At 67.0% G+C, this 20,405-nt stretch carries 19 protein-coding genes; 11 read left to right on the forward strand and 8 right to left on the reverse strand.

Features of this window, described 5'->3' with window-relative positions; genetic code table 11:
* Window positions 1-12 precede the first annotated feature (12 nt).
* Complete coding sequence (locus C935_RS0107505) at window positions 13-1,194, forward strand: alanine--glyoxylate aminotransferase family protein (RefSeq protein ID WP_018868450.1); 1,182 nt, start codon at window positions 13-15, stop codon at window positions 1,192-1,194.
* A 48-nt stretch (window positions 1,195-1,242) separates the two neighbouring features.
* Window positions 1,243-1,572 (forward strand): hypothetical protein, encoded by a 330-nt coding sequence (locus tag C935_RS0107510; RefSeq protein ID WP_018861899.1) that lies wholly within the window; start codon window positions 1,243-1,245, stop codon window positions 1,570-1,572.
* Window positions 1,573-1,680: 108 nt separating this feature from the next.
* Here C935_RS0107510 and C935_RS0107515 read toward each other — a convergent pair whose 3' ends face one another.
* The 3 genes from C935_RS0107515 to C935_RS0107525 all read right to left on the reverse strand — a co-directional run bounded on the left by C935_RS0107515 (window position 1,681) and on the right by C935_RS0107525 (window position 5,139).
* Window positions 1,681-2,430: a 1-acyl-sn-glycerol-3-phosphate acyltransferase gene (locus tag C935_RS0107515; RefSeq protein WP_026278715.1), complete on the reverse strand. Its 750-nt coding sequence runs from the start codon at window positions 2,428-2,430 to the stop codon at window positions 1,681-1,683.
* 169 nt (window positions 2,431-2,599) lie between these two features.
* Window positions 2,600-3,013 carry a rhodanese-like domain-containing protein gene (locus C935_RS0107520; protein WP_018861901.1) on the reverse strand — a complete coding sequence of 138 codons (414 nt, stop codon included), beginning with the start codon at window positions 3,011-3,013 and terminating at the stop codon, window positions 2,600-2,602.
* Window positions 3,014-3,105: 92 nt separating this feature from the next.
* The gene (locus C935_RS0107525) at window positions 3,106-5,139 is read right to left on the reverse strand and encodes a thioredoxin domain-containing protein (RefSeq protein WP_026278716.1); all 2,034 of its coding nucleotides are present in this window, start codon (window positions 5,137-5,139) and stop codon (window positions 3,106-3,108) included.
* Between the two features lie 72 nt (window positions 5,140-5,211).
* On the opposite strand from C935_RS0107525, the gene lgt reads away from it, so the two are divergent.
* From lgt to C935_RS0107540, 3 genes are read left to right on the forward strand one after another with little or no spacing between them, the layout of a single operon-like run.
* Window positions 5,212-6,057 carry a prolipoprotein diacylglyceryl transferase gene (gene lgt, locus C935_RS0107530; RefSeq protein WP_018861903.1) on the forward strand — a complete coding sequence of 282 codons (846 nt, stop codon included), beginning with the start codon at window positions 5,212-5,214 and terminating at the stop codon, window positions 6,055-6,057.
* 1 nt (window position 6,058) lies between these two features.
* On the forward strand, window positions 6,059-6,877 hold the full coding sequence (locus tag C935_RS0107535) for a thymidylate synthase (RefSeq protein WP_018861904.1): 819 nt from the start codon (window positions 6,059-6,061) through the stop codon (window positions 6,875-6,877).
* Complete coding sequence (locus C935_RS0107540) at window positions 6,877-7,368, forward strand: dihydrofolate reductase (protein ID WP_018861905.1); 492 nt, start codon at window positions 6,877-6,879, stop codon at window positions 7,366-7,368. Before C935_RS0107535 ends, C935_RS0107540 begins: the two co-directional genes overlap by 1 nt.
* A gap of 24 nt (window positions 7,369-7,392) precedes the next feature.
* Here the strand turns inward: C935_RS0107540 and C935_RS0107545 are convergent, their stop codons facing one another.
* Window positions 7,393-8,937: a BCCT family transporter gene (locus C935_RS0107545; protein ID WP_018861906.1), complete on the reverse strand. Its 1,545-nt coding sequence runs from the start codon at window positions 8,935-8,937 to the stop codon at window positions 7,393-7,395.
* 24 nt (window positions 8,938-8,961) lie between these two features.
* The gene (locus C935_RS0107550; RefSeq protein WP_026278717.1) at window positions 8,962-9,393 is read right to left on the reverse strand and encodes a YbhB/YbcL family Raf kinase inhibitor-like protein; all 432 of its coding nucleotides are present in this window, start codon (window positions 9,391-9,393) and stop codon (window positions 8,962-8,964) included.
* Between the two features lie 464 nt (window positions 9,394-9,857).
* Between C935_RS0107550 and C935_RS0107555 the strand changes: the two genes are divergently transcribed.
* Genes C935_RS0107555 through C935_RS0107565 form a run of 3 tightly spaced genes read left to right on the forward strand, consistent with a single transcriptional unit; the run spans window position 9,858 to window position 14,056 of the window.
* Entirely contained in the window at window positions 9,858-11,258 is a 1,401-nt protein-coding gene (locus tag C935_RS0107555) for an MBL fold metallo-hydrolase RNA specificity domain-containing protein (RefSeq protein ID WP_018861908.1), read from the forward strand.
* A 21-nt stretch (window positions 11,259-11,279) separates the two neighbouring features.
* On the forward strand, window positions 11,280-12,959 hold the full coding sequence (locus tag C935_RS0107560; RefSeq protein WP_018861909.1) for a Na/Pi cotransporter family protein: 1,680 nt from the start codon (window positions 11,280-11,282) through the stop codon (window positions 12,957-12,959).
* Window positions 12,956-14,056, forward strand: coding sequence for an RNA ligase (locus C935_RS0107565; protein WP_018861910.1), 1,101 nt, complete (start codon window positions 12,956-12,958; stop codon window positions 14,054-14,056). Before C935_RS0107560 ends, C935_RS0107565 begins: the two co-directional genes overlap by 4 nt.
* Window positions 14,057-14,069: 13 nt before the next feature.
* On the opposite strand, the gene C935_RS0107570 is transcribed toward C935_RS0107565, so the two are convergent.
* Window positions 14,070-14,660 (reverse strand): RNA ligase partner protein, encoded by a 591-nt coding sequence (locus C935_RS0107570; protein WP_018861911.1) that lies wholly within the window; start codon window positions 14,658-14,660, stop codon window positions 14,070-14,072.
* A 136-nt stretch (window positions 14,661-14,796) separates the two neighbouring features.
* Between C935_RS0107570 and C935_RS0107575 the strand changes: the two genes are divergently transcribed.
* Together C935_RS0107575 and C935_RS0107580 are read left to right on the forward strand one after the other, a co-directional pair.
* The gene (locus C935_RS0107575; RefSeq protein WP_018861912.1) at window positions 14,797-15,648 is read left to right on the forward strand and encodes an HDOD domain-containing protein; all 852 of its coding nucleotides are present in this window, start codon (window positions 14,797-14,799) and stop codon (window positions 15,646-15,648) included.
* A gap of 84 nt (window positions 15,649-15,732) precedes the next feature.
* The gene (locus C935_RS0107580; protein WP_018861913.1) at window positions 15,733-16,323 is read left to right on the forward strand and encodes a BLUF domain-containing protein; all 591 of its coding nucleotides are present in this window, start codon (window positions 15,733-15,735) and stop codon (window positions 16,321-16,323) included.
* 19 nt (window positions 16,324-16,342) lie between these two features.
* Here the strand turns inward: C935_RS0107580 and guaA are convergent, their stop codons facing one another.
* Together guaA and guaB are read right to left on the reverse strand one after the other, a co-directional pair.
* Window positions 16,343-17,920, reverse strand: a complete 1,578-nt coding sequence (gene guaA / locus C935_RS0107585) for a glutamine-hydrolyzing GMP synthase (protein ID WP_018861914.1) — start codon at window positions 17,918-17,920, stop codon at window positions 16,343-16,345.
* 62 nt (window positions 17,921-17,982) lie between these two features.
* Entirely contained in the window at window positions 17,983-19,443 is a 1,461-nt protein-coding gene (guaB, locus tag C935_RS0107590) for an IMP dehydrogenase (protein ID WP_018861915.1), read from the reverse strand.
* A gap of 201 nt (window positions 19,444-19,644) precedes the next feature.
* Here guaB and C935_RS0107595 point away from each other — a divergent pair, with 201 nt between their 5' ends.
* Window positions 19,645-20,400: a DUF4197 domain-containing protein gene (locus C935_RS0107595; RefSeq protein ID WP_018861916.1), complete on the forward strand. Its 756-nt coding sequence runs from the start codon at window positions 19,645-19,647 to the stop codon at window positions 20,398-20,400.
* Window positions 20,401-20,405: the final 5 nt, after the last annotated feature.

Raw genomic sequence — 20,405 nt, forward strand, 5'->3', positions numbered from 1 at the left:
GTAGACGCATCCATGCAGGCAAAATCCTTTCTCCCCCCGCAGCGCACCCTGATGGGCCCCGGCCCCTCCGACGTGAACCCGCGCGTGCTGAGCGCGATGAGCCGCCCGATCATCGGCCATCTGGACCCGGTGTTCGTCGGCATGATGGAGGAGATGAAGGGCCTGCTGCAGTACGCGTTCCAGACCAACAACGCACTGACCCTGCCGGTCTCCGCCCCCGGCTCCGCCGGCATGGAGACCTGCTTCGCCAACCTGGTGGAGCCGGGCGACAAGGTGATCGTCTGCATCAATGGCGTATTCGGCACGCGCATGAAGGAGAACGTTGAGCGCTGCGGCGGCACCGCCGTGGTGGTCGAGGATGACTGGGGCGCCCCGGTCTCCCCGGACAAGGTCGAGGACGCACTGAAGGGCAACCCGGACGCGAAGATCCTGGCCTTCGTGCATGCCGAGACCTCCACCGGAGCCTGCTCCGATGTCGAGACCCTGTGCCGGATGGCCCGCGAACACGACTGCCTGACCATCGTGGACGCCGTCACCAGCCTGGGCGGCAGCCCGCTGAAGGTCGACGACTGGGGCGTGGATGCGATCTACTCCGGCAGCCAGAAGTGCCTGTCCTGCACCCCGGGTCTGTCGCCGGTCAGCTTCAGCCAGCGCGCGGTGGAGCGCATCCAGGCGCGCAGCCACAAGGTGCAGAGCTGGTTCCTCGACCTGAACCTGGTGATGGGCTACTGGGGTGGTGGCGGCAAGCGCGCCTACCACCACACCGCGCCGATCAACGCCCTTTACGCGCTGCACGAGTCGCTGGTCATCCTCGCCGAGGAAGGCCTGGAGAACAGCTGGGACCGCCACGCCCGCCACCACGCGGCACTGCGCGCGGGCCTCGAGGCGATGGGCCTGACGTTCCTGGTCGACGAGGCCCACCGCCTGCCGCAGCTCAACGCCGTACACGTCCCCGAAGGCGTAGACGAGGCCGCCGTGCGTTCGGAGCTGCTGGAGCGCTACAACCTCGAGATCGGCGCCGGGCTCGGCCCCTATGCCGGCAAGGTCTGGCGCATCGGCCTGATGGGCCATGGTGCGAACGAGCGCAACGTGTCGCTGTGCCTGTCCGCGCTGGAGGCGGTACTGGCCGACATGGGCGCGGTGAAGCCGGGCCAGGCCCTGGCCGCCGCCCGTGCGAGCTACAAACAAGCGTAGGGCCAGACAGACCGCCCGAGCCGATAACGAACCTGCGGGAGACGCAACATGACGCTTTCCGAACTGCTGCAGTACCTGGACGAGAACATGGATGGGGTCTTCCTGGACGGCGACCCCGCCAGCACCCTGGAAAAGGCCCGTGCAGGCCAGCACCGCAACCCGATCGCGGCCGAGGTGCTGACCACGCTGATGGACGGTGCCGGTGCCGACGGCCCGGACACCACCCTGGAGCGTGCCGAGGCGGTAAAGGCCATCGGCCCGCTGCGGCTGAAGTACATGGCCGACGACGCCCCGGTCGAGGGCTTCCGCCTGGTCGAGAAGACCATCGTCACCATCGACGCCGCCTACAACGACGAGGCCCTCTCCTCGCGCGGCTGACACCCCTCGGCCCAGTCATCCTCCCGGATCATCGCTTCACCGCCTCCGGGTCAGGGCTGCCTGGTTCGGCGGGTAGAACCGGGTTGTGTCGCGTGCTGACCCTTGCGGTCAGTGCGCCTTTCTTCTTCGCTTCGCGGCGGGTGGATCCAGAGGCTTTGCAGGAAGCCCCAGTCGGTCGACGATCGCGGACCGCGAGGCCTCGGCCAGCGAGCGACGATCCTCGTCAGCGGTTTCGATAGGCTCCAGGAAATGCACCCGCACCCGTGTCTCGCGGCGGCACAGCAGGCGCCAGGCGTTGGCAAGCAGGCGGTCGTCGTCGGCGTAGGCAACCGGGACCGGGCCGCCCTCGGGGCGCTCGTAGTCCAGCGCTACCGGCTGCACCGGATGGCCGTTCTCGGCCACCGCGGCAAACAGGCGCGGGTGGAAGCGGCGCACGCCCTGCCCGCGACTGGTCGTCCCTTCCGGGAACACCACGAAGTGCCGACCCTCGTCGAGGCCCTCGCGCATGGCCTCGATGTGGGCGTTGGCCTCGCCCGCGCCACGGCGGATGAAACGCGTGTCATGCTGCCGCGCCAGCCAGCCGATCACCGGCCAGCGGGCAATCTCGTCCTTGGACAGAAAGCATGGATCCACGGCCGCACCGATCAACGGGATGTCCAGCCAGGAAACGTGGTTGGCGACCACCAGCGAGGCCCGTTCCGGCGGAGTACCGGTCGGGCGGAAACGCACGCCCGCCAGCCACAGCGCACGGTCGTACCAGTCGCGGCGGATGCGGCTGCGCGTCTCGAAGTCATCACCCCGGCGCGACATGCGCCAGGTCAGCCAAACGCCCTTCAGCAGGTGCAGGAGAATGCGCATCAGCCTACCCGATGCCCGCAGGTTTCCCATCATGTTGCGATCCCTGGCTGGCGAATGCGTGGCCGCACCCGGAAAACATCAATCCTGGTCCTGGCGGCCCACAAGACCCCTGTCCGAGAGCCACCACGCCCCTGCGAGCAGGCCATGCAGGTCAGCCGCAACGGGTTCTTTACGGGAGCTGGCCGGTATAGACGCCGGATTCCACCGGCAGGTCCTCGGCCTCCCAGCCCTTGATGCCGCCGGCCACGTTCACGACCTGGCCGAAGCCCATTTCGCGCAGGCGCTGCACCGACATCGCGGCACGTCCGCCCGTGGCGCACATCACGGCCACCGGCTTCTCGCGGGCGTTGACCAGCGCATCGATGCGATGCGGGGTGTTCGGGTCCGCCGCGCCTTCCAGCAGGCCGCGCGGGATCAGGAGCGAGTTCGGCACATGGACCTTTTCGTATTCGTACGGTTCGCGCACGTCCACCAGCAGCCAGTCCTCGCCGGCCTCCATCTTCTCGGAGAGCTCCTCCGGGGAGATCTCCTCGACGTGCTGGCGCGCCTCGGCGACGAAATCCATCAACTTCTTCTCGCTCATTCGAACCTTCCCTTTTGCAATGATCTGGATGTTTTTGTGGGAGCCTGCTTGCGGGGCTGACCCATTCTACTGTGGGTACGCGACCAGGCGTTTCAACCCGGTGAGAGCGCGTTGTCCAGCGCCGCGGGGTCGGTTACCGGCGCCTCGCAGTGCAGGCTGCGGCAGAAATAGGCGCACACGCCGCTCTCCGGCGGCACCTTCTCCGCCAGGGCGGACGGCAGGTCGTCGGCCTCGCCCGCGATGGCGAAGCCCCATGCCGGATGGCCCTGTGAACGCAGGCGCTGCTGCCAGGCCGGCAACTCGTCCGCCTTGCCGCGCAGCACGACCAGCGGCGGCGGCTGATGATGCATGTCCAGTGCGATCAGCAGGCTCATGTGCCCCAGCGGGGCCTGCTCGATCATCGGCCCCGCGTTGACCAGCGTGCGCTCGGCGGCCTCCAGATAGCGCGGCTCGGCCAGCAGGAAACCGAGCTTCTGCAAGGCCTGCGCGGCAATGCCATTGCCGGCGGCCATCGCATCGTCGGCGTAGACCTTGGGCCGCTGGATCAGCGCCTCGTGATCACGCGCGGTGTAGAAGAAGCCGCCGTGCTCGGCATCCTCGAAGTCGGCCAGCAGGGCCTCTGCCAGGGTCGTCGCCCAACCGAGCAGGTCACTGTCCCATTCGGCCTCCAGCAGCGCCAGCGTCGCCTCCAGCAACAGGGCATGGTCGTCCAGATAGGCGCGCGGCTGTTCGCTGGTCGCCCCTTCGCGGTAGCTGGCGAACAGCCGGCCGTCGCGCCAGAGCCGTTCGCGCACCGCATCCATCGCCGCGCGGGCGAGTCCCAGCCAGTCGGGCCGTTCGAGCGCGCGCGCCGCGCGGGCGAGCCCGGTGATCATTAGCGCGTTCCAGGCGCCCAGAACCTTGACGTCGCGATGCGGTCGCACGCGCTGCTCGCGCGCGGCCAGCAGCCGTTCGCGGGCACGGTCCAGGCGCGTGCTCGCCTCGGACTCGTCGATGCCCAGGGCATCGGCCACGGTCGCGATCGGGGCCACCTCGTGCAGGTGCCAGCGACCCTCGAAATTGGCCGGCCCGTTCAGCCCCCAGACCCGGCTGGCGACCGCCCACTCGTCCTCCGCCAGCAGGCCCTCGACCGTCTCCGGGTCCCAGACGTAGAAGCGCCCCTCTTCGCCCTCGGAATCGGCGTCGAGGCTGGAGTAGAACGCGCCGGAGGGGTCGCGCATCTCGCGCTCCAGCCAGGCGACCGTCTGTTCGGCCACACACCGCGCACGGTGGTCGCCGGCGCCCGCGCGCTCGGCATACAAGCCCAGCAGCGGCCCGTTGTCGTAGAGCATCTTCTCGAAGTGCGGGATCATCCAGCGCGCATCCACCGAGTAGCGGCAGAAGCCGCCGCCGACCTGGTCGAAGATCCCGCCGGCGGCCATCGCTGCGAGCGTCCGCTCGAGCATGCGGTCGGCCTCGGCATCATCGTGGCGCGCGGCGTGCCAGGCCAGCCATTCGAGGCTGGCCGGGTGCGGGAACTTGGGTGCGTCGCCGAACCCCCCGAATTGCGCGTCGAAGGTCTGCGCGAGTTCCGCGCGCGCCTTGTCCAGCACGGCGATCGCTGGGATCGCCCCGCCCGCCGGACGGTAGATGCGTGCCAGCGCCTGCTGCAGGGATTCATTCTGGCGCTGGATCTCGTCCGGGTGCTCCGCGAGGAAATCGGCCACCCGGTTCATCAGGTCGACGAACGACGGAAGCCCGTGACGCGGCGTACTGGGGAAGTACGTCCCGGCAAAGAACGGCACCTGGTCGGGGGTCAGGAACACCGTCAGTGGCCAGCCACCCGGGCGCTGGGACAGCAGCATGTGGGCGTTCTGGTAGATGCGATCGAGGTCCGGGCGCTCCTCGCGGTCCACCTTGATGTTGATGAAGCGACGGTTCATCACCTCGGCGGTGGCCGGGTCCTCGAACGATTCGTGCGCCATCACGTGACACCAGTGACAGGCGGAGTAGCCGATCGACAGCAGGATCGGCTTGTCCTCGCGGCGGGCACGCTGCAGCGCCTCCTCGCCCCACGGGTACCAGTCCACCGGGTTGTCGGCATGCTGCAGCAGGTACGGGCTGCTGGCTCCAACCAGTCGGTTCATCGCGCGACCTCCCTGGAAATCGGATTCGCCCCGGCGGGTACAGGTGCAAGCCAGGGCCAGGCCGGGTAGCATGTGCAGCCGATTTTCCATCCGCAAGCGACCATGCCCACGCACCCGTTTATCGATCCGGTAGCCCTGTCGCTGGGCCCACTGACCCTGTACTGGTACGGGCTGATGTACCTGATCGGCTTCGTGGCCTTCTGGGCACTGGGGGCCTGGCGTGCGCGCACACAGGGCTGGGCGCCCCTGCAGCCGGTACAGGTCGGCGACCTGCTGTTCTGGGGCGCGATCGGCGTGATCATCGGCGGGCGTCTGGGCTATGCCCTGTTCTACAACCTGGATGCGACGCTGGCCGACCCGATCAGCCTTTTCCGCGTCTGGGAGGGCGGCATGGCCTTCCACGGCGGGCTGGTCGGGGTGCTGGTGACCGCCTGGCTTTATGCGCGCCGTCTCGGGGTGGGCTTCTTCCGGCTGACAGATTTCATTGCCCCGCTGGTGCCGATCGGCCTGGGCGCAGGGCGCATCGGCAACTGGATCAACGGCGAACTGTGGGGCAAGCCCACCGACCTGCCCTGGGCGATGATCTTCCCGGCCGCGGACTACGTGCCACGCCACCCGTCACAGCTCTACCAGGCGTTCCTTGAAGGACTGGTGCTGTTCGTGGTGCTGTGGATCGTCTCGCGTCATCCGCGCCGCACGGGGCTCGTCTCCGGGCTGTTCCTGACGCTCTACGGCGGCTTCCGCTTCCTGGTCGAATTCGTGCGCGTGCCGGATGCACATATCGGCTATCTGGCCTTCGACTGGCTGACACTCGGCCAGGTCCTGAGCCTGCCGGTCATCCTGTTCGGGATCGGTCTGATCCTCTGGTCACGCAAGAACGCCGTGCCAGAATCCCGACCGGCCAGCGAGAACCCCTGACATGCAGCAATACCTCGACCTCGTCCGCCATATTCGCGAGCACGGCACCGACCGCCCGGACCGTACCGGCACCGGCACGCGTTCGGTGTTCGGCTACCAGATGCGCTTCGACCTGGCTGCGGGCTTTCCGCTGGTCACCACCAAGCGCACGCACCTGCGCTCGGTGATCCACGAGTTGTTGTGGTTCATCCGCGGCGAGACGAACATCGGCTATCTCAAGGAACACAAGGTCCGCATCTGGGACGAGTGGGCCACCGAGCACGGCGACCTGGGCCCGATCTACGGGGCGCAGTGGCGCAACTGGGCCGGGCACGACCAGCTGGCCGAACTGGTGGACAACCTGAAGCAGCGCCCCTACTCGCGGCGCCACATCATCAGCGCCTGGAACGTGGCCGACCTGCCGGACGAGTCCGTCTCGCCACAGGAGAACGCGAACGCCGGGCGCATGGCGCTGGCACCCTGCCACACCCTGTTCCAGTTCTACGTCGCCGACGGCAGGCTATCCTGTCAGCTCTACCAGCGCAGCGCCGATGTCTTCCTGGGCGTGCCATTCAACATCGCCAGCTATGCCCTGTTCACGCACATGCTGGCGCAGGTGGCCGGCCTGGAACCGGGCGACTTCGTACACACCTTCGGCGACGCCCACCTGTATCACAACCACGAGCAGCAGGTGGTCGAGCTGCTGGGCCGCGAGCCCCTGCCGCTGCCCACCCTGCACCTGAATCCCGAGGTCACCGACCTGTTCGCCTTCACCTTCGATGACATCGAGGTACGCGACTACCAGTCGCACCCGCCGATCAAGGCACCAGTGGCGATCTGATGGTGACACCCGAGATTCACCTGATCGTCGCGCTGGACCCGGACCATGTAATCGGACGCGACAACGATCTGCCCTGGCATCTGCCGAAGGACCTGCAGCACTTCAAGCGCGTGACCAACGGGCACCCGATGATCATGGGACGGCGCACGTTCGAGTCCATCGGCCGCCCCCTGCCGAAACGCCGCAACCTGGTGCTGACGCGCCAGGCGGACTGGCAGGCAAACGGCGTGGAGGTCTACCCGGATCTGGACAGCGCCCTGGCCTCCATCCCGGAGGGCCCGGCCTTCGTGATCGGCGGCGCCGGGCTGTTTGCCGAGGCCCTGCCCCGGGCCTCGGTGCTGCACCTGACACGCGTGCACGAACCCCATGCCGGGGACACCTGGTTCCCGGTCATCAACCCCGATGACTGGGACCGCGTCTGGTCCGAACGCCACGAGTCGGACGACCGCCACGCCTGCGCCTTTACCTTCGAGCGCCTGGAACGGCGCTGACGCCCGTACGCCCCCTCACCCGGATCAGCGCCAGGGCGGGTCCACGCCCTCGACCCGGTATTCGCGGCTCAACGCGCGCAGCAGGCTGAAGCAGCAGAAGACCAGGATGATCGCCACGGGCAGCCCGGCGGTCAGGGAACCGGTCTGCAGGCTGTCCAGCGCGCGCTCGCCGCCGACGATCAGCAGGGTGGCGGCCACCGCCCCCTCGGTAATCCCCCAGATCACCCGCTGGCGCTTCGGCGAGTGCTTCGAGCCGCGCGAGATCAGCGCATCCACTACATAGGTGCCGGAGGCCGACGAGGTGATGAAGTAGGTCGCGATCAGCAGGGTTGCCACACTGGAGGCGATCGTGGTCCAGGGCAGCTGGGCAAGGGTTGCGTACAGGGCCACGGTGGTGTCCTCGGCGACCGCCGCGGCGATGCCCGCGCCGTCGTCGAACAGCTCCATGTGCAATGCGGTGCCGCCGAAGATCGCCATCCAGGCGAACACGAACAGGCTGGGCAGCGCGAGCACGCCGACGATGAACTCGCGGATGGTGCGCCCGCGCGAGATGCGCGCGATGAAGATGCCGACGAACGGTGACCAGGCGATCCACCACGCCCAGTAGAACATGGTCCAGTCCTTCTGCCACTGCGAGCCGCCGATGGCGTCGGTGTGCAGGCTGAGCTGGATGATCTGCTGCAGATAGCCGCCGGTGGAGTCGAGGAAGAAGCGCAGGATGAATAATGTGGGCCCGGCGATCAGCACGAACAGCATGAAACTGACCGCCAGCACCAGGTTGAACACGCTGACCCACTTCAGCCCGCGATCCAGCCCGGAGATCACCGACAGCACCGCCACCGCGGTAATCGCGGTGATGATGCCCACCTGCCACCAGTGCGAGACCGGCATGTCGACCAGCACGTTGAGCCCGGTATTGAGCTGCATCGCCCCGAACCCCAGCGAGGTGGCCAGCCCGAACAGGGTGCCGAACACCGCGAGGATGTCGATCACATGCCCGATCGGGCCGTAGATGCGGTCCCCCAGCAGCGGGTAGAAGATCGAGCGGATGGTCAGCGGCAGGCGGTGACGGAAGCTGAAATAGGCCACGGACAGCCCCAGCACCACGTACACCGCCCAGGCGTGCAGCCCCCAGTGGAAGAAGGTGTAGACCATCGCCTGGCGCGCGGCTGCGTCGGTCTCGCCATCGCCGGTCGGCGGATGCTGGTAGTGCAGGATCGGCTCGGCCACGCTCCAGAACACGAGGCCAATCCCCATACCGGCGGAGAACAGCATCGCGAACCAGGCGGCAAAGCCGAACTCCGGCCGGTCGTCCGGCTGCCCCAGCCGGATCGCGCCGTAACGGCTGAAGCCCAGCCAGATCAGAAAGCCGAGGAAGAAGGTCACCACCAGCAGGTAGCCCCAGCCGAGATACTCGGTGATGAAGCCGTGGATAGAGGCGAACACCTCGCTGGCCGTGGACGGGAAGATCACCCCGAAGGCGACGAACACCACCACCATGATCGCGGAGGCGGTGAACACCGTCGGGTTCACCGTGGCGAAGAAGGCCTCCGGTCGGTAGTGGTTCATGCCGCGGCCTCCCTGCGGGCGGAATCAGGCCGGATCATCGGCATCCGCGTCCTCGTCCGCGGAGCACAGCGCCCCGGTGAGATCCGCCTCGTCCAGTACGTGCCCCTCGGCCGAGGCATCGAACTGGCTGCGGGTCGCCCTCGCCTCCAGATCCAGCTCGGCATCCAGCGCCAACAGGCGGAAGCGGTAGTGATGACAGCCCTCCGGCGGCACCGGGCCGAGATAGCCGACCTTGCCGAAGGCATCCATCCCCACGCGCCCCTCACAGGGCAGGTGCAGGGCATCCACGCAATGCGTATCCGGTGGCAGGTTCCAGACCAGCCAGTGGGTGACCTCCCCCAGCGGCGAGTCCAGGTCCTCCAGGATCAGCGCGAGGCTGCGCGTACCCGCCGGCACCTCGCCAATCTCCAGCTGCGGCAGCTCGTTGGCATCCCGCGCCGAGACCTCGATCGGCATCCGTTCTCCATCGGCAAAGGCCGGACTGCTCAACCGCATGGCCCGCATCCTCCTCCATGACCCGGTTACAGGCTCGCCCGCGGCCGGGGGCGGGTCAAGCCGTCAAGGAGACGCTGATTGAATCGCGCGTCCGCGTTGGTGCCCCCTGTTTTCCGAGACAAGGCGCGTCGTGCAGCGGGTAGTGGTTCTACCTGCAAGCGGCGCAACGCAGGATCGGGGAACCTGGGGTACCAACCCCAAGGGGCTCGGCCGCTTTTGCGCGGGAACGGCGTTGCGGCTCCCTTGTGCAGAGTGACTGCACGGCGGTCACCGCGCCTTGTGCGCACGCAAAAGCGACTCGAGCGCGGACGCGCGATTCAATCAGCGTCTCCTTAACCCCAACAATCCGGGGGCCAGATTGATCGGGATCAAGTCCGGACCCATTGGTTGCCCATTGCACCCGCGTCCCGCGTACACTTCTCCTCATGGCACAACTGACCTTTCAGGGGGCGACCGGCGAGGTCACCGGATCGCGTTATCTCCTCGAGACCGACGACGCCCGCATCCTGCTGGAATGCGGCATGTATCAGGGCAACAGCGATGCGGACGAGGCGAACCGCGCCCCGCTCGCCGAACTGGCGGAAAGCCTCGACGCGGTGGTGCTCTCGCACGGCCACCTCGACCACTCGGGGCTGCTGCCAAAGCTGGTGCGCGACGGCTACCGCGGTCCGATCTACTGCACGCCGGGCACCGAGGAGTTGCTCGAGATCATGCTCGAGGATGCCGCGTTCGTGACGAGCAAGGACATCGAGTGGGAGAACAAGTGGCGCCGGCGGGCGGACAAGCCGCTGCTGGAGCCGGTCTACGACATCGATGATGTCGCCACCACCCTCGGGCTGTGCGAGGCCGTGCCCTACGGCCAGGCGCGCAAGATCGCGGGCGGAATCGGCCTGACCTTCCGCGATGCCGGGCACATCCTCGGTTCCGCGATCGTGGATCTGATCGTGCCCTCCGGCGGGCGCGACCGTCACTTGGTGTTCTCGGGCGATCTCGGCAATGACGACGCCGTACTGATGCACGAGCCCGCGCGCCCGGAACACGCCGACCACGTGCTGCTGGAGAGCACCTACGGCGACCGCGACCACCGCCCGATGGAAGAAACGGTCGAGGAGTTCGCGCAGGTACTGGCCGAGGCCGACGAGAGCGGCGGCAACGTGCTGATCCCGGCCTTCGCGGTCGGCCGCACCCAGGAGATCCTCTACCACCTGAGCATGCTGCACCACGCCGGGCGCCTGCCGCAGCAGAAGGTCTTTCTCGACAGCCCGATGGCGATCAAGGTCACCGAGCTGTACACCCGCCTGCGGCGGACGCTGGACCCGGAGGACATGGACCGCCTGCATGAAGCCGCAAATGGGAATCCAGCGGCCTACCTGCCCGGGCTGCAGGTCTGCCGCTCGGTGGAAGAGTCCATGTCGATCAACCGCATCACCGGCGGCGCGATCATCATCGCCGGTTCCGGCATGTGCAATGGCGGGCGCATCCGTCACCACATGAAGTACAACCTGTGGCGACGCGAGGCCCATCTGGTGATCGTCGGCTTCCAGGCCTCCGGTACGCTCGGTCGGCGTCTGGTGGATGGCGCCGAACGGGTCAAGCTGTTGGGCGACGAGGTCGCGGTGAACTCCAAGATCCACACCCTGGGCGGCTTTTCCGCCCACGCCGGGCGCAGCCAGCTGCTCGACTGGGCGCGCGGCTTTCAGGACCAGCCGGTGTTCCATCTGGTCCACGGCGAGCCAGAGGCGCGCGAGGCCCTGGCTGCCGGCCTGCGCGACGAGCTGGGGGCCGAGGCGCATGTGCCGGCCTTCGGCGAGACCATCACCCTGTAACGCCGCACCCCCACAACCGCGATGCCGGAGGCCGAAGCCGTCAGCACCTACGCCCTGATCGCCGGCTTCCTCGGCGGTCTCGGGCTGTTCCTGCTCGGCATGACCCTGCTGACCGACGGCCTGAAGACCGCTGGCGGCAAGGCGTTGCAGCACATCCTCGGGCAGTGGACCCGTACCCGGCCGCGCGCCCTCGCCTCGGGCATGGGCGTGACCGCGCTGGTGCAGTCCTCCAGCGCGGTCACCGTTGCCACCATCGGCTTCGCCAACGCCGGCCTGCTGACGCTCGGACAGTCGGTCTGGGTGATCTTCGGCTCCAACGTCGGCACCACCATGACCGGCTGGCTGGTCGCGCTGATCGGCTTCAACATCCGCATCGAGGCCTTCGCCCTGCCGGCGATCGGCATCGGCGCCCTGCTCTACCTGTTCATGAAGGCCGCGCGGCCGCGCTATCTGGGCCTGGCCCTGGCCGGCTTCGGCCTGCTGTTCTTCGGCATCGACGTACTGCGCGAGGCCTTCGAGGGGCTCAGTGCCACCTTCGACCTGGGCGCGCTGGCCCGCCCCGGCTTCCTCGGGCTGGTCATCATGGTCGGGATCGGCGCGCTACTGACGGTGCTGATGCAGAGCTCCTCGGCCTCCATGGCCATGGCCCTGACCGCCGCGATGAGCGGCGCGGTACCGCTGGAGGCGGCGGCCGCCGCCGTGATCGGCGCCAACCTCGGCACCACGGTCAAAGCGCTGCTGGTGGTGATCGGTGCGACCCCGAACGCCAAGCGCGTCGCCGCGGCCCATGTGATCTTCAACGGCCTGACCGCAATCGTCGCCCTGCTGATCCTGCCCTGGTTCCTGGCCGCGATCGCCTGGATCTGGGGCAGCACCGGCGAGGCCCCGGCCCCGGCGGTGCTGCTGGCGCTGTTCCACACTGCGTTCAACCTGCTGGGCGTGGCGCTGATGGTCCCGGTCGCTCCGCCGATGATCCGCTGGCTGCAGACTCGCTTTCGCACCATCGAGGAAGACATCGCCCGGCCCCAGTATCTGGACCGCAGCAGTTCCGGGGTACCGGATCTTGCCCTGCAGTCGCTGATCCAGGAGACCGAACGCCTGGCCGACATCGGCCACTCGATGGCACGCGAAGCCCTGCAGACCGCGCCGCCGGCGGCCGGCATCCTCGACCGCCGGCGCCTGGCCGCAGAGCAGCTGACCCAGGCCATCGCCGACTTCGCGGCAAACACAGCCAACCACCCGATGCCGGAACAGGTCGGACACGGCATCGCCGAGGCCGTACGCATCGCCCGCTACCACCGTGAGGTCGCCATACTGGCCGACGACATCGCCGATCTGCGCCGCCAGTCCAGTGGCGAGGAGCGCCCGATCGTGACCGAACAACGCCGCGCCTGGCAGGAACAGGCGATCCGCGCCCTGGACCTGTGCAACCTGGAGGCGGACGATGGCGACAACGGCCATGACCTGGCCGCCGCCGAGGCTGTGGACACGGTGGAAACCACCTACGCCGAACTGAAGGCCGCCCTGCTACGCGAAGGAACCTTTGGCTCGCTGAGCATGGCCGAGATGGAACGCCAGCTGCGGATCATCAGCATGGCGCGGCGCCTGGTCACCCAGGCAGCCAAGGCGCGTCGCCATACCGAGGCCCTGAGGGCTCAGATACGGGGCCTGCGGAAGGCCCTGACGGAAGAGGACGCATGATCGAGCAGGAAACACTGCAGGATGCCATCGCAAATCGCCGCGCCGAGGCTCTGACCTTTGACGGGCTGGAATACGCCCGATTGCTGGAGCCGGTAAATCACTACCCCCGCGGGTCCGTGGTGCTGCCGGATGGCTCGGTGGTGCCCGGGTACCCGTCGATCGGGCGCATTCAGTCTCTGGAGGCCGGACTTCCCCGCCAGTTCGAGCAGCCGTTCTGGGCAGAAGAAAAGATCGATGGCTTCAACGTGCGCATCCTGCGCTGGCAGGGACGCGTCTATGCCTTCAGCCGCGGTGGCTACGTCTGCGCATTCAGCAGCGACCGGGTGACGGATTTCATGGACCCGGCGATCTTCGATGCCGAACCCGACCTGATCCTGTGCGCGGAGATCGCCGGGCCGGATACACCCTACCTGGAGGGCTCCACACCCCGGGTCGCCCACGATGTGGGCTTGTTCGTGTTCGATCTGATGCGCCTGGGTCAACCCGGTTTCGTTTCCCAGCCAGAGAAATTCTCCCTGATCGAGCACCACGCCCTGCCCCCGGCTCCGCTGCACGGGCAGTTCACCCCACGCGACACCAAGCCACTCGGACGGTTGATTCAACAACTGGACGAAGAAGGTGCCGAGGGACTGGTGCTGAAGACTGCGGACGGGCAGCACCGGGCCAAGTATGTCACCGGGAGTTCCTGTGTCTCCGATATCCGGGTGTGCGCAGAACAGCTGCTGGATCTGCCGCCCGAATACTTCACCAACCGCCTGACACGCCTGGCGATTTTCCTGTCCGAGCACCCGAACCAGCATCATGCCGATCTCGAACAGACACTGGGACAGGCGTTTTTGTCAGGACTCTATGGCGCGGTCGCGCAGCACCGTCGACAGGGGCATGTCGGCCATCGCTATCGCTGCCGCTTTCGCGAACATACCAACGCATTGCATTTCATGAAGCACATGCGCACCACGGGCGGGCGTCACGTGAGCTTTGCCGACGATTCGCCGCGACAGGAGGATGGATACTGGGTACTGGAATTCGAGCGCCAGTTCGACCGCATCACCGGTACACTGGCCTCCGCCCTGGCCGGTGACCGCCAGTACGACTGACCCGGGCGCCGAGTCAAGCGCCGGGGCGCTCCATGTCCGAAAGGTTCTCCATCACCCGGCGCAGGTAGTCGGCCGTGACGAGCTTGATCCCCATGCGATTGCCCAGCTTGCGCATGCCCTCATCGGCGCTGGCGAGTTCTGCATCCAGCTCCATGGCCAGCAGGACGGCGTCGACATCCTCGCGCGAATCTACCAGCCCCTTACGCATGGCCTCGCGAAATCGTTCGCGCAGCTGGGTGATGAGTTCCGGTCGGAGTGAGTCGGCCGCACCCGCCTGGCGGGTGTGCTCCTCGGCAATGCGGAGCCCGCGGTCGATGCGCGTGCGCACCTCGTCGATGAATTCGTAGAGGATGTCGCTCGGCAGCGTCAGCGCGAAGCGGCGGGGAGAACGTACCCAGACCACGGTCTCGAAATCCGGAGCCAGGGCCTCGAGATCGCGCATGCCCCGAAACTCCTCGTACACCGACAGCGGCATGTAGAACTCGGCCGGGCAGTCCCGCGCCAAATGCAAAAAGGTCCTCAGGATGTCTTCCGGGTCCGCACCGAACTGACCCGCCACATGCGGGTTGGTGAACACGCTGGTATCCAGCACAAAGCGGCGCATCACGACCTCCTGTCGGGTTCTTTCTCCATCATCGGCGGCGGTCGGAAACCCGTCAACCAGGGACACCCGTCCGATCGGCGTCAGGGGCACCCTGTGGCATAATCGCGCCTGATCTCCCAGCCCACAGGGACAACCCTTGGCTACCCGCGCGGAAGTGGAAAAATTCCTCGAGCGCCTGCGCTCGGATCTGGAACGTCAGCAGATCGATATCCCGACGCTGCCGGACATCTCCGTGCAGGCGCTGTTCATCGTGCAGGACGATTCCAGTTCCATCGCCGATCTGGTGAACCTGATCTCTCGTGATACGGCGCTGGCCACGCGGCTGGTGCGCCATGCCAACAGCCCCGCCTATCGGGGACTAAGTCGCTGTGCAACCATCCGTTCCGCGGTGACCCGCCTGGGGATGGAACGTGCGCGCCAGACCATCATCGCCCTGTCGATGAAAGAGGTGTTTCAGAGCGGCAACGACATGATCCGGCAGCGCATGGAGGCGTTGTGGAACCACAGCCTGGAGGTGGCGATCATCAGCTACCTGCTGGCCCGCCGGCATCCCCATCTGGACCCGGACACCGCCCTGCTCGCAGGCCTGGTGCACGACATCGGCATGATCCCGATCCTGCGCCGTGCGGAGAAGACACCGGAGATCTACGAGGACCCGCGTGCCCTGCAGGCGGCGGCGGATGCTGCGCATGTCGCGATCGGCCGCGCGATGCTGAAGTACTGGAATTTCGAGCCCGACATCATCCGCGCGGTCGCCGATCACGAGAATCTCCAGCGCGAGTCAGAGGCCGAAACCCCCATCAGCTACAGCGACATCGTGCAGGCCGCGAACATCGAAAGCCACGCCGGCACTCGGCACTACCTGGCCCACATCGACCGTGAGGGGGTCGCCGCATTGCGTCGTCTAGCCCCGCGTTCGCCTCGCCGCGAACTGGAATGGGAAAACGACGCGATCGGGCTGGAACACGTCAACCAGATCATCGAATAGCGGCAAGGCACCACCGCTTCCTGCGGAACGCAGTACCACGCGGATGGTCTTCTCTTACAGTACCCTGCCAGGGATGTTCCGCTGATGACGCTCCAACTGGTGTATGTCAGCCGCGCGGCCTTCGCGCCCCACGAGCATGAGGCCCTGGGCATCGAGCCCGAGGTCGGGCGGATCTTGCTGCAATCGCGTCAGAACAACCCGCACGCGGGTATCGTCGGTGCCCTCTATTACGGCGATGGCCACTTTTTCCAGTGTCTGGAGGGCGAACCCGAAGCGGTGTACGCGACCTTGGAGCGCATCCGGCGCGACCCGCGCCACGAAGAGATCACCGTACTGCGCGAACGTGAGCTGGAACATCCCGGCTTCGGAGAATGGTCGATGAAATATGTACCCGCGGCCGGCGAGGTACGCGCCCTGCTGCAGCAATTCGGGCAGCGCCGGTTTGATCCCTTCGGCTTCGACGACCAGCAGATCGAGGCGATGCTGGATCTCCTGCGCAGCGGCCGTGACACCGAGCTGGAGGCCACACCCGCTACCAGCGAACGCACAGCGTCAACGAACACTGCCCCTCAGGGCGACCGTCGGCGCCTGCTGGCCCTGACGGGCTGGGTTGCGGCCGCCGTGGCCGCGGGCATCGCCGGTACGGCGGGCTATCTGTTCCTGGCCGGGGCCTGAGTTAGACACCCCGCAGCAGCTATTCCCACTCGATGGTGGCGGGAGGCTTGCCGGAGATGTCGTAGGTCACGCGCGAGATGCCGGGGATCTCGTTGATGATGCGGCGCGAGACGTGGTCGAGGAAGTCGTATGGCAGGTGCGCCCAGCGCGCGGTCATGAAATCGATGGTCTCCACCGCGCGCAGCGCGACCACGTAGTCGTAGCGCCGGCCGTCGCCCATTACCCCGACCGACTTCACCGGCAGGAATACCGCAAATGCCTGCGAGGTCTTGTCGTACAGATCCGCCTTGCGCAGCTCCTCGATGAAGATCGCATCGGCCCGGCGCAGCAGATCGGCGTATTCCTTCTTTACTTCCCCGAGGATGCGTACGCCCAGACCCGGCCCAGGGAACGGATGGCGGTAGACCATCTCGGTGGGCAGGCCCAGCTCCACGCCGATCTTGCGCACCTCGTCCTTGAACAGTTCGCGCAGCGGCTCCACCAGTCCCAGCTTCATGTTCTCCGGCAGCCCGCCCACGTTGTGGTGCGACTTGATCACATGCGCCTTGCCGGTCTTGGAGTCGGCTGACTCGATCACGTCCGGGTAGATCGTGCCCTGGGCCAGCCACTGCACGTTGTTCAGTTTCGCGGCCTCCTCGTCGAACACGTCGATGAACAGCCCGCCGATGACCTTGCGCTTGGCCTCCGGGTCCTCGACCCCAGCGAGCGCACGCATGAAGCGGTCCTCGGCATCGACGCGGATCACGTTCACGCCCATATGGCGGGCGAAGGTCGCCATCACGTGGTCGCCCTCGCCCTCGCGCAGCAACCCGGTATCCACGAACACGCAGGTCAGCTGATCGCCGATCGCCTTGTGCAGCAGCGCGCCCACCACCGAGGAGTCGACCCCACCGGACAGACCCAGCACCACGTGGTCGTCCCCGACCTGTTCGCGCACCCGCGCGGCCATGTCGTCGATGATGTTGTCGGCGGTCCACAGTGCCTCGCAGCCACATATCTCGTGCAGGAAACGTTCGATGATGCGCTGGCCCTGGGTCGTGTGCGTGACCTCGGGGTGGAATTGCACGCCGTAGAAGCCGCGATCCGGGTCGGCCATACCGGCGATCGGCGCGGAATCGGTGGAGGCCATCAGGCGAAAGCCCTCCGGCAGTTCGGTCACGTGGTCGCCATGCGACATCCACACGTCCAGCAGGCCGTAGCCCTCCGGTGTGGTGTGATCCTCGATGTCGCGCAACAGCGGCGTATGGCCGCGGGCGCGCACCTGGGCATAGCCAAACTCGCGGCGTTCGGACGGCTCGACTCGGCCACCCAGCTGCGCGGCCATGGTCTGCATGCCGTAGCAGATTCCCAGCACCGGCGAACCCAGCTCGAACACCGCATCCTCGGCGCGTGGCGGGTGGTCAACATTCACCGACTCCGGGCCGCCGGACAGAATGATACCGGTGGCGTTGAACGCGCGAATGTCCGCCGCCGGCATGTCCCAGGCGTGCACCTCGGAGTAGACCCCGGCCTCGCGTACGCGACGGGCGATCAGCTGGGTGTACTGGGAGCCGAAATCCAGCACCAGAATGCGGTGGGCGTGAAGATCCTGGGTCATGAGGTCATCCGGTATCCCGGCCGGACGGCCGGGGGGCTGTCGGGGATCCGGCCGGGGCCGGGTCAGTCCATTCGGTAATTCGGGGCTTCCTTGGTGATCGCCACGTCGTGCACATGGCTCTCGCGCATGCCGGCGGCGGTCACGCGCACGAAGTGCGGCTTGCTGCGCATCTCATCGATGTCATGTGCGCCAACATAACCCATGGACGAACGCAGCCCACCCATCAGCTGGTAGATGATCGCGACGATCGAGCCCTTGTACGGCACGCGGCCCTCGATACCCTCGGGCACGAACTTGTCCGCCGAACTGTTGGGGTCCTGGAAATAGCGATCCGAGGAGCCCTGCTGCATCGCACCCAGGGAGCCCATGCCGCGATAGATCTTGTAGGAGCGTCCCTGGTAGAGCTCGACCTCGCCCGGGGCCTCCTCGGTCCCGGCGAACATCGAACCCAGCATCACGCAGTTGGCGCCAGCGGCGATGGCCTTGGCCAGGTCGCCGGAGAAGCGCACCCCGCCGTCGGCGATCATCGGCACGCCGGTGCCCTTCAGCGCCTCGGCCACATCCGAGATCGCCGTGATCTGCGGAACGCCCACGCCGGCCACGATACGGGTGGTGCAGATCGACCCTGGCCCGATCCCGACCTTCACACCGTCGGCGCCGGCCGCCACCAGGTCCTTCGCAGCGGCGGCGGTGGCGATGTTGCCGCCGATCACCTGCACGTCCGGATAGTGCTTCTTCACCCAGGCCACGCGATCCAGCACGCCCTGCGAGTGACCGTGAGCGGTATCCACCACCAAGACGTCCACCCCGGCCTCGACCAGCGCGGCCACCCGCTCGTCGGTACCGGCGCCCACGCCAACCGCCGCGCCCACGCGCAGTCGGCCGCGATCGTCCTTGCAGGCGTTCGGGTGTTCAGTGGACTTCTGGATGTCCTTAACGGTGATCATCCCGCGCAGCTGGAAGTCGTCGTTAACCACCAGCACCTTCTCGATGCGGTGCTTGTGCAGCAGCTCCAGCACGTGGGCCCTTTCCGCGCCCTCGGGAACGGTCACCAGGCGCTCGCGCGGGGTCATGATCTCGGTGACCGGGGCTTCCATGCGGGTCTCGAAGCGCAGGTCGCGGGACGTCACGATGCCGACCAGGTCATTGCCGTCCACCACCGGCACCCCGGAGATGTGATTGGCCTGGGTCAGCTCCACGACCTCGCCGATCGTCGCGCTCGGGCCGATCGTGATCGGTTCGCTGATCACCCCGCTCTCGTACTTCTTGACCTGCTGGACCTCGGCGGCCTGGGCCTCGAACGACATGTTCTTGTGCACGATCCCGAGCCCGCCTTCCTGCGCCATGGCGATCGCCAGACGCGCCTCGGTCACCGTATCCATCGCGGCGGAGACGACCGGCGCGCTCAACTGGATCTCGCGGGTGATGTTCGTGGTCAGATCGACATCGCGGGGGACGACGTTCGAATGCCCCGGGATCAGCAGCACGTCATCGAAGGTCAGGGCTTCACCGAGTATCCGCATGCATCGCTCCAGGACAGTCCAGCCGGGGAAAGAATCGATTCTTCTCCCGGCATGATAAATAGCCGGTCAGTATAAATTTTCCGGCCACCTCCCGACAAGCAGACCGGGCAAGCACCGTGCATCCCGACCGGCAGCACGGCAGACGCAACGTCAGCGCCCTGCTACGATGGCTATCCTCGTTTCAAGCCACCGAGCCCGTTCATGCCCCGCCTGAGCCGCCGCCGCCTGCTTGCCCTGATGCTTGCGCCCGGATTGATGGCGGTCACCGCGGCACCGGTGGCCCGCGCCAGTTGGTGGCCCTTCAGCCCGGAGGTACTGCGTTCGCTGACCCGCCGCCCCGACGCCTCGGATCTCAGTACGGCCGAGATCATCGAGGCAGTACACGAGGCCTTGATCATCGCCTCTCATTCGGCCACGGAGACCCTGGCCCAGCGCAACGGCTTCTTCGGCAACCCGGACGTACGCATCCCGCTACCGGAGGTGCTCGCGACCGCTCGGCGCTCGCTGGACCGCATCGGCATGGCAACGCCGCTGACCCAGCTTGAGGAGGGGATGAACCGGGCCGCCGAGGCCGCCATACCCGAGGCCCGCGAGCCGCTGGTGCGGGCCGTGTTCGCGCTGGATCTGGACAACGCCCGCGAAATCCTGGTCGGCGATGACGACGCCGCCACCCGGCATCTCGAATACCACGCACGCGTCGGCATCACCGAGGCCATGCGCCCGGCCATCCAGCAGAGTCTGGAGCAGGTACAGGCCCTGGACACCTACGGCGAGCTGAAGGAACGCATGCGCGACATCCCCTTCCTCTCACGCGTGCGCTTCGACCCGGTCGAGCACGTCTTGGAGCATGCGATGGACGGCCTATTCTTCATGCTGGCCGAGGAGGAGGCCCGCCTGCGCGCCAATCCGCAGGGACGCGGCACCGATGTCTTGCACCGCGTGTTCCGGCGCCAGTAGCCCCT

This window comes from Thioalkalivibrio sp. ALJ3, assembly GCF_000377205.1.
In the GTDB taxonomy this organism is placed as follows: domain Bacteria; phylum Pseudomonadota; class Gammaproteobacteria; order Ectothiorhodospirales; family Ectothiorhodospiraceae; genus Thioalkalivibrio.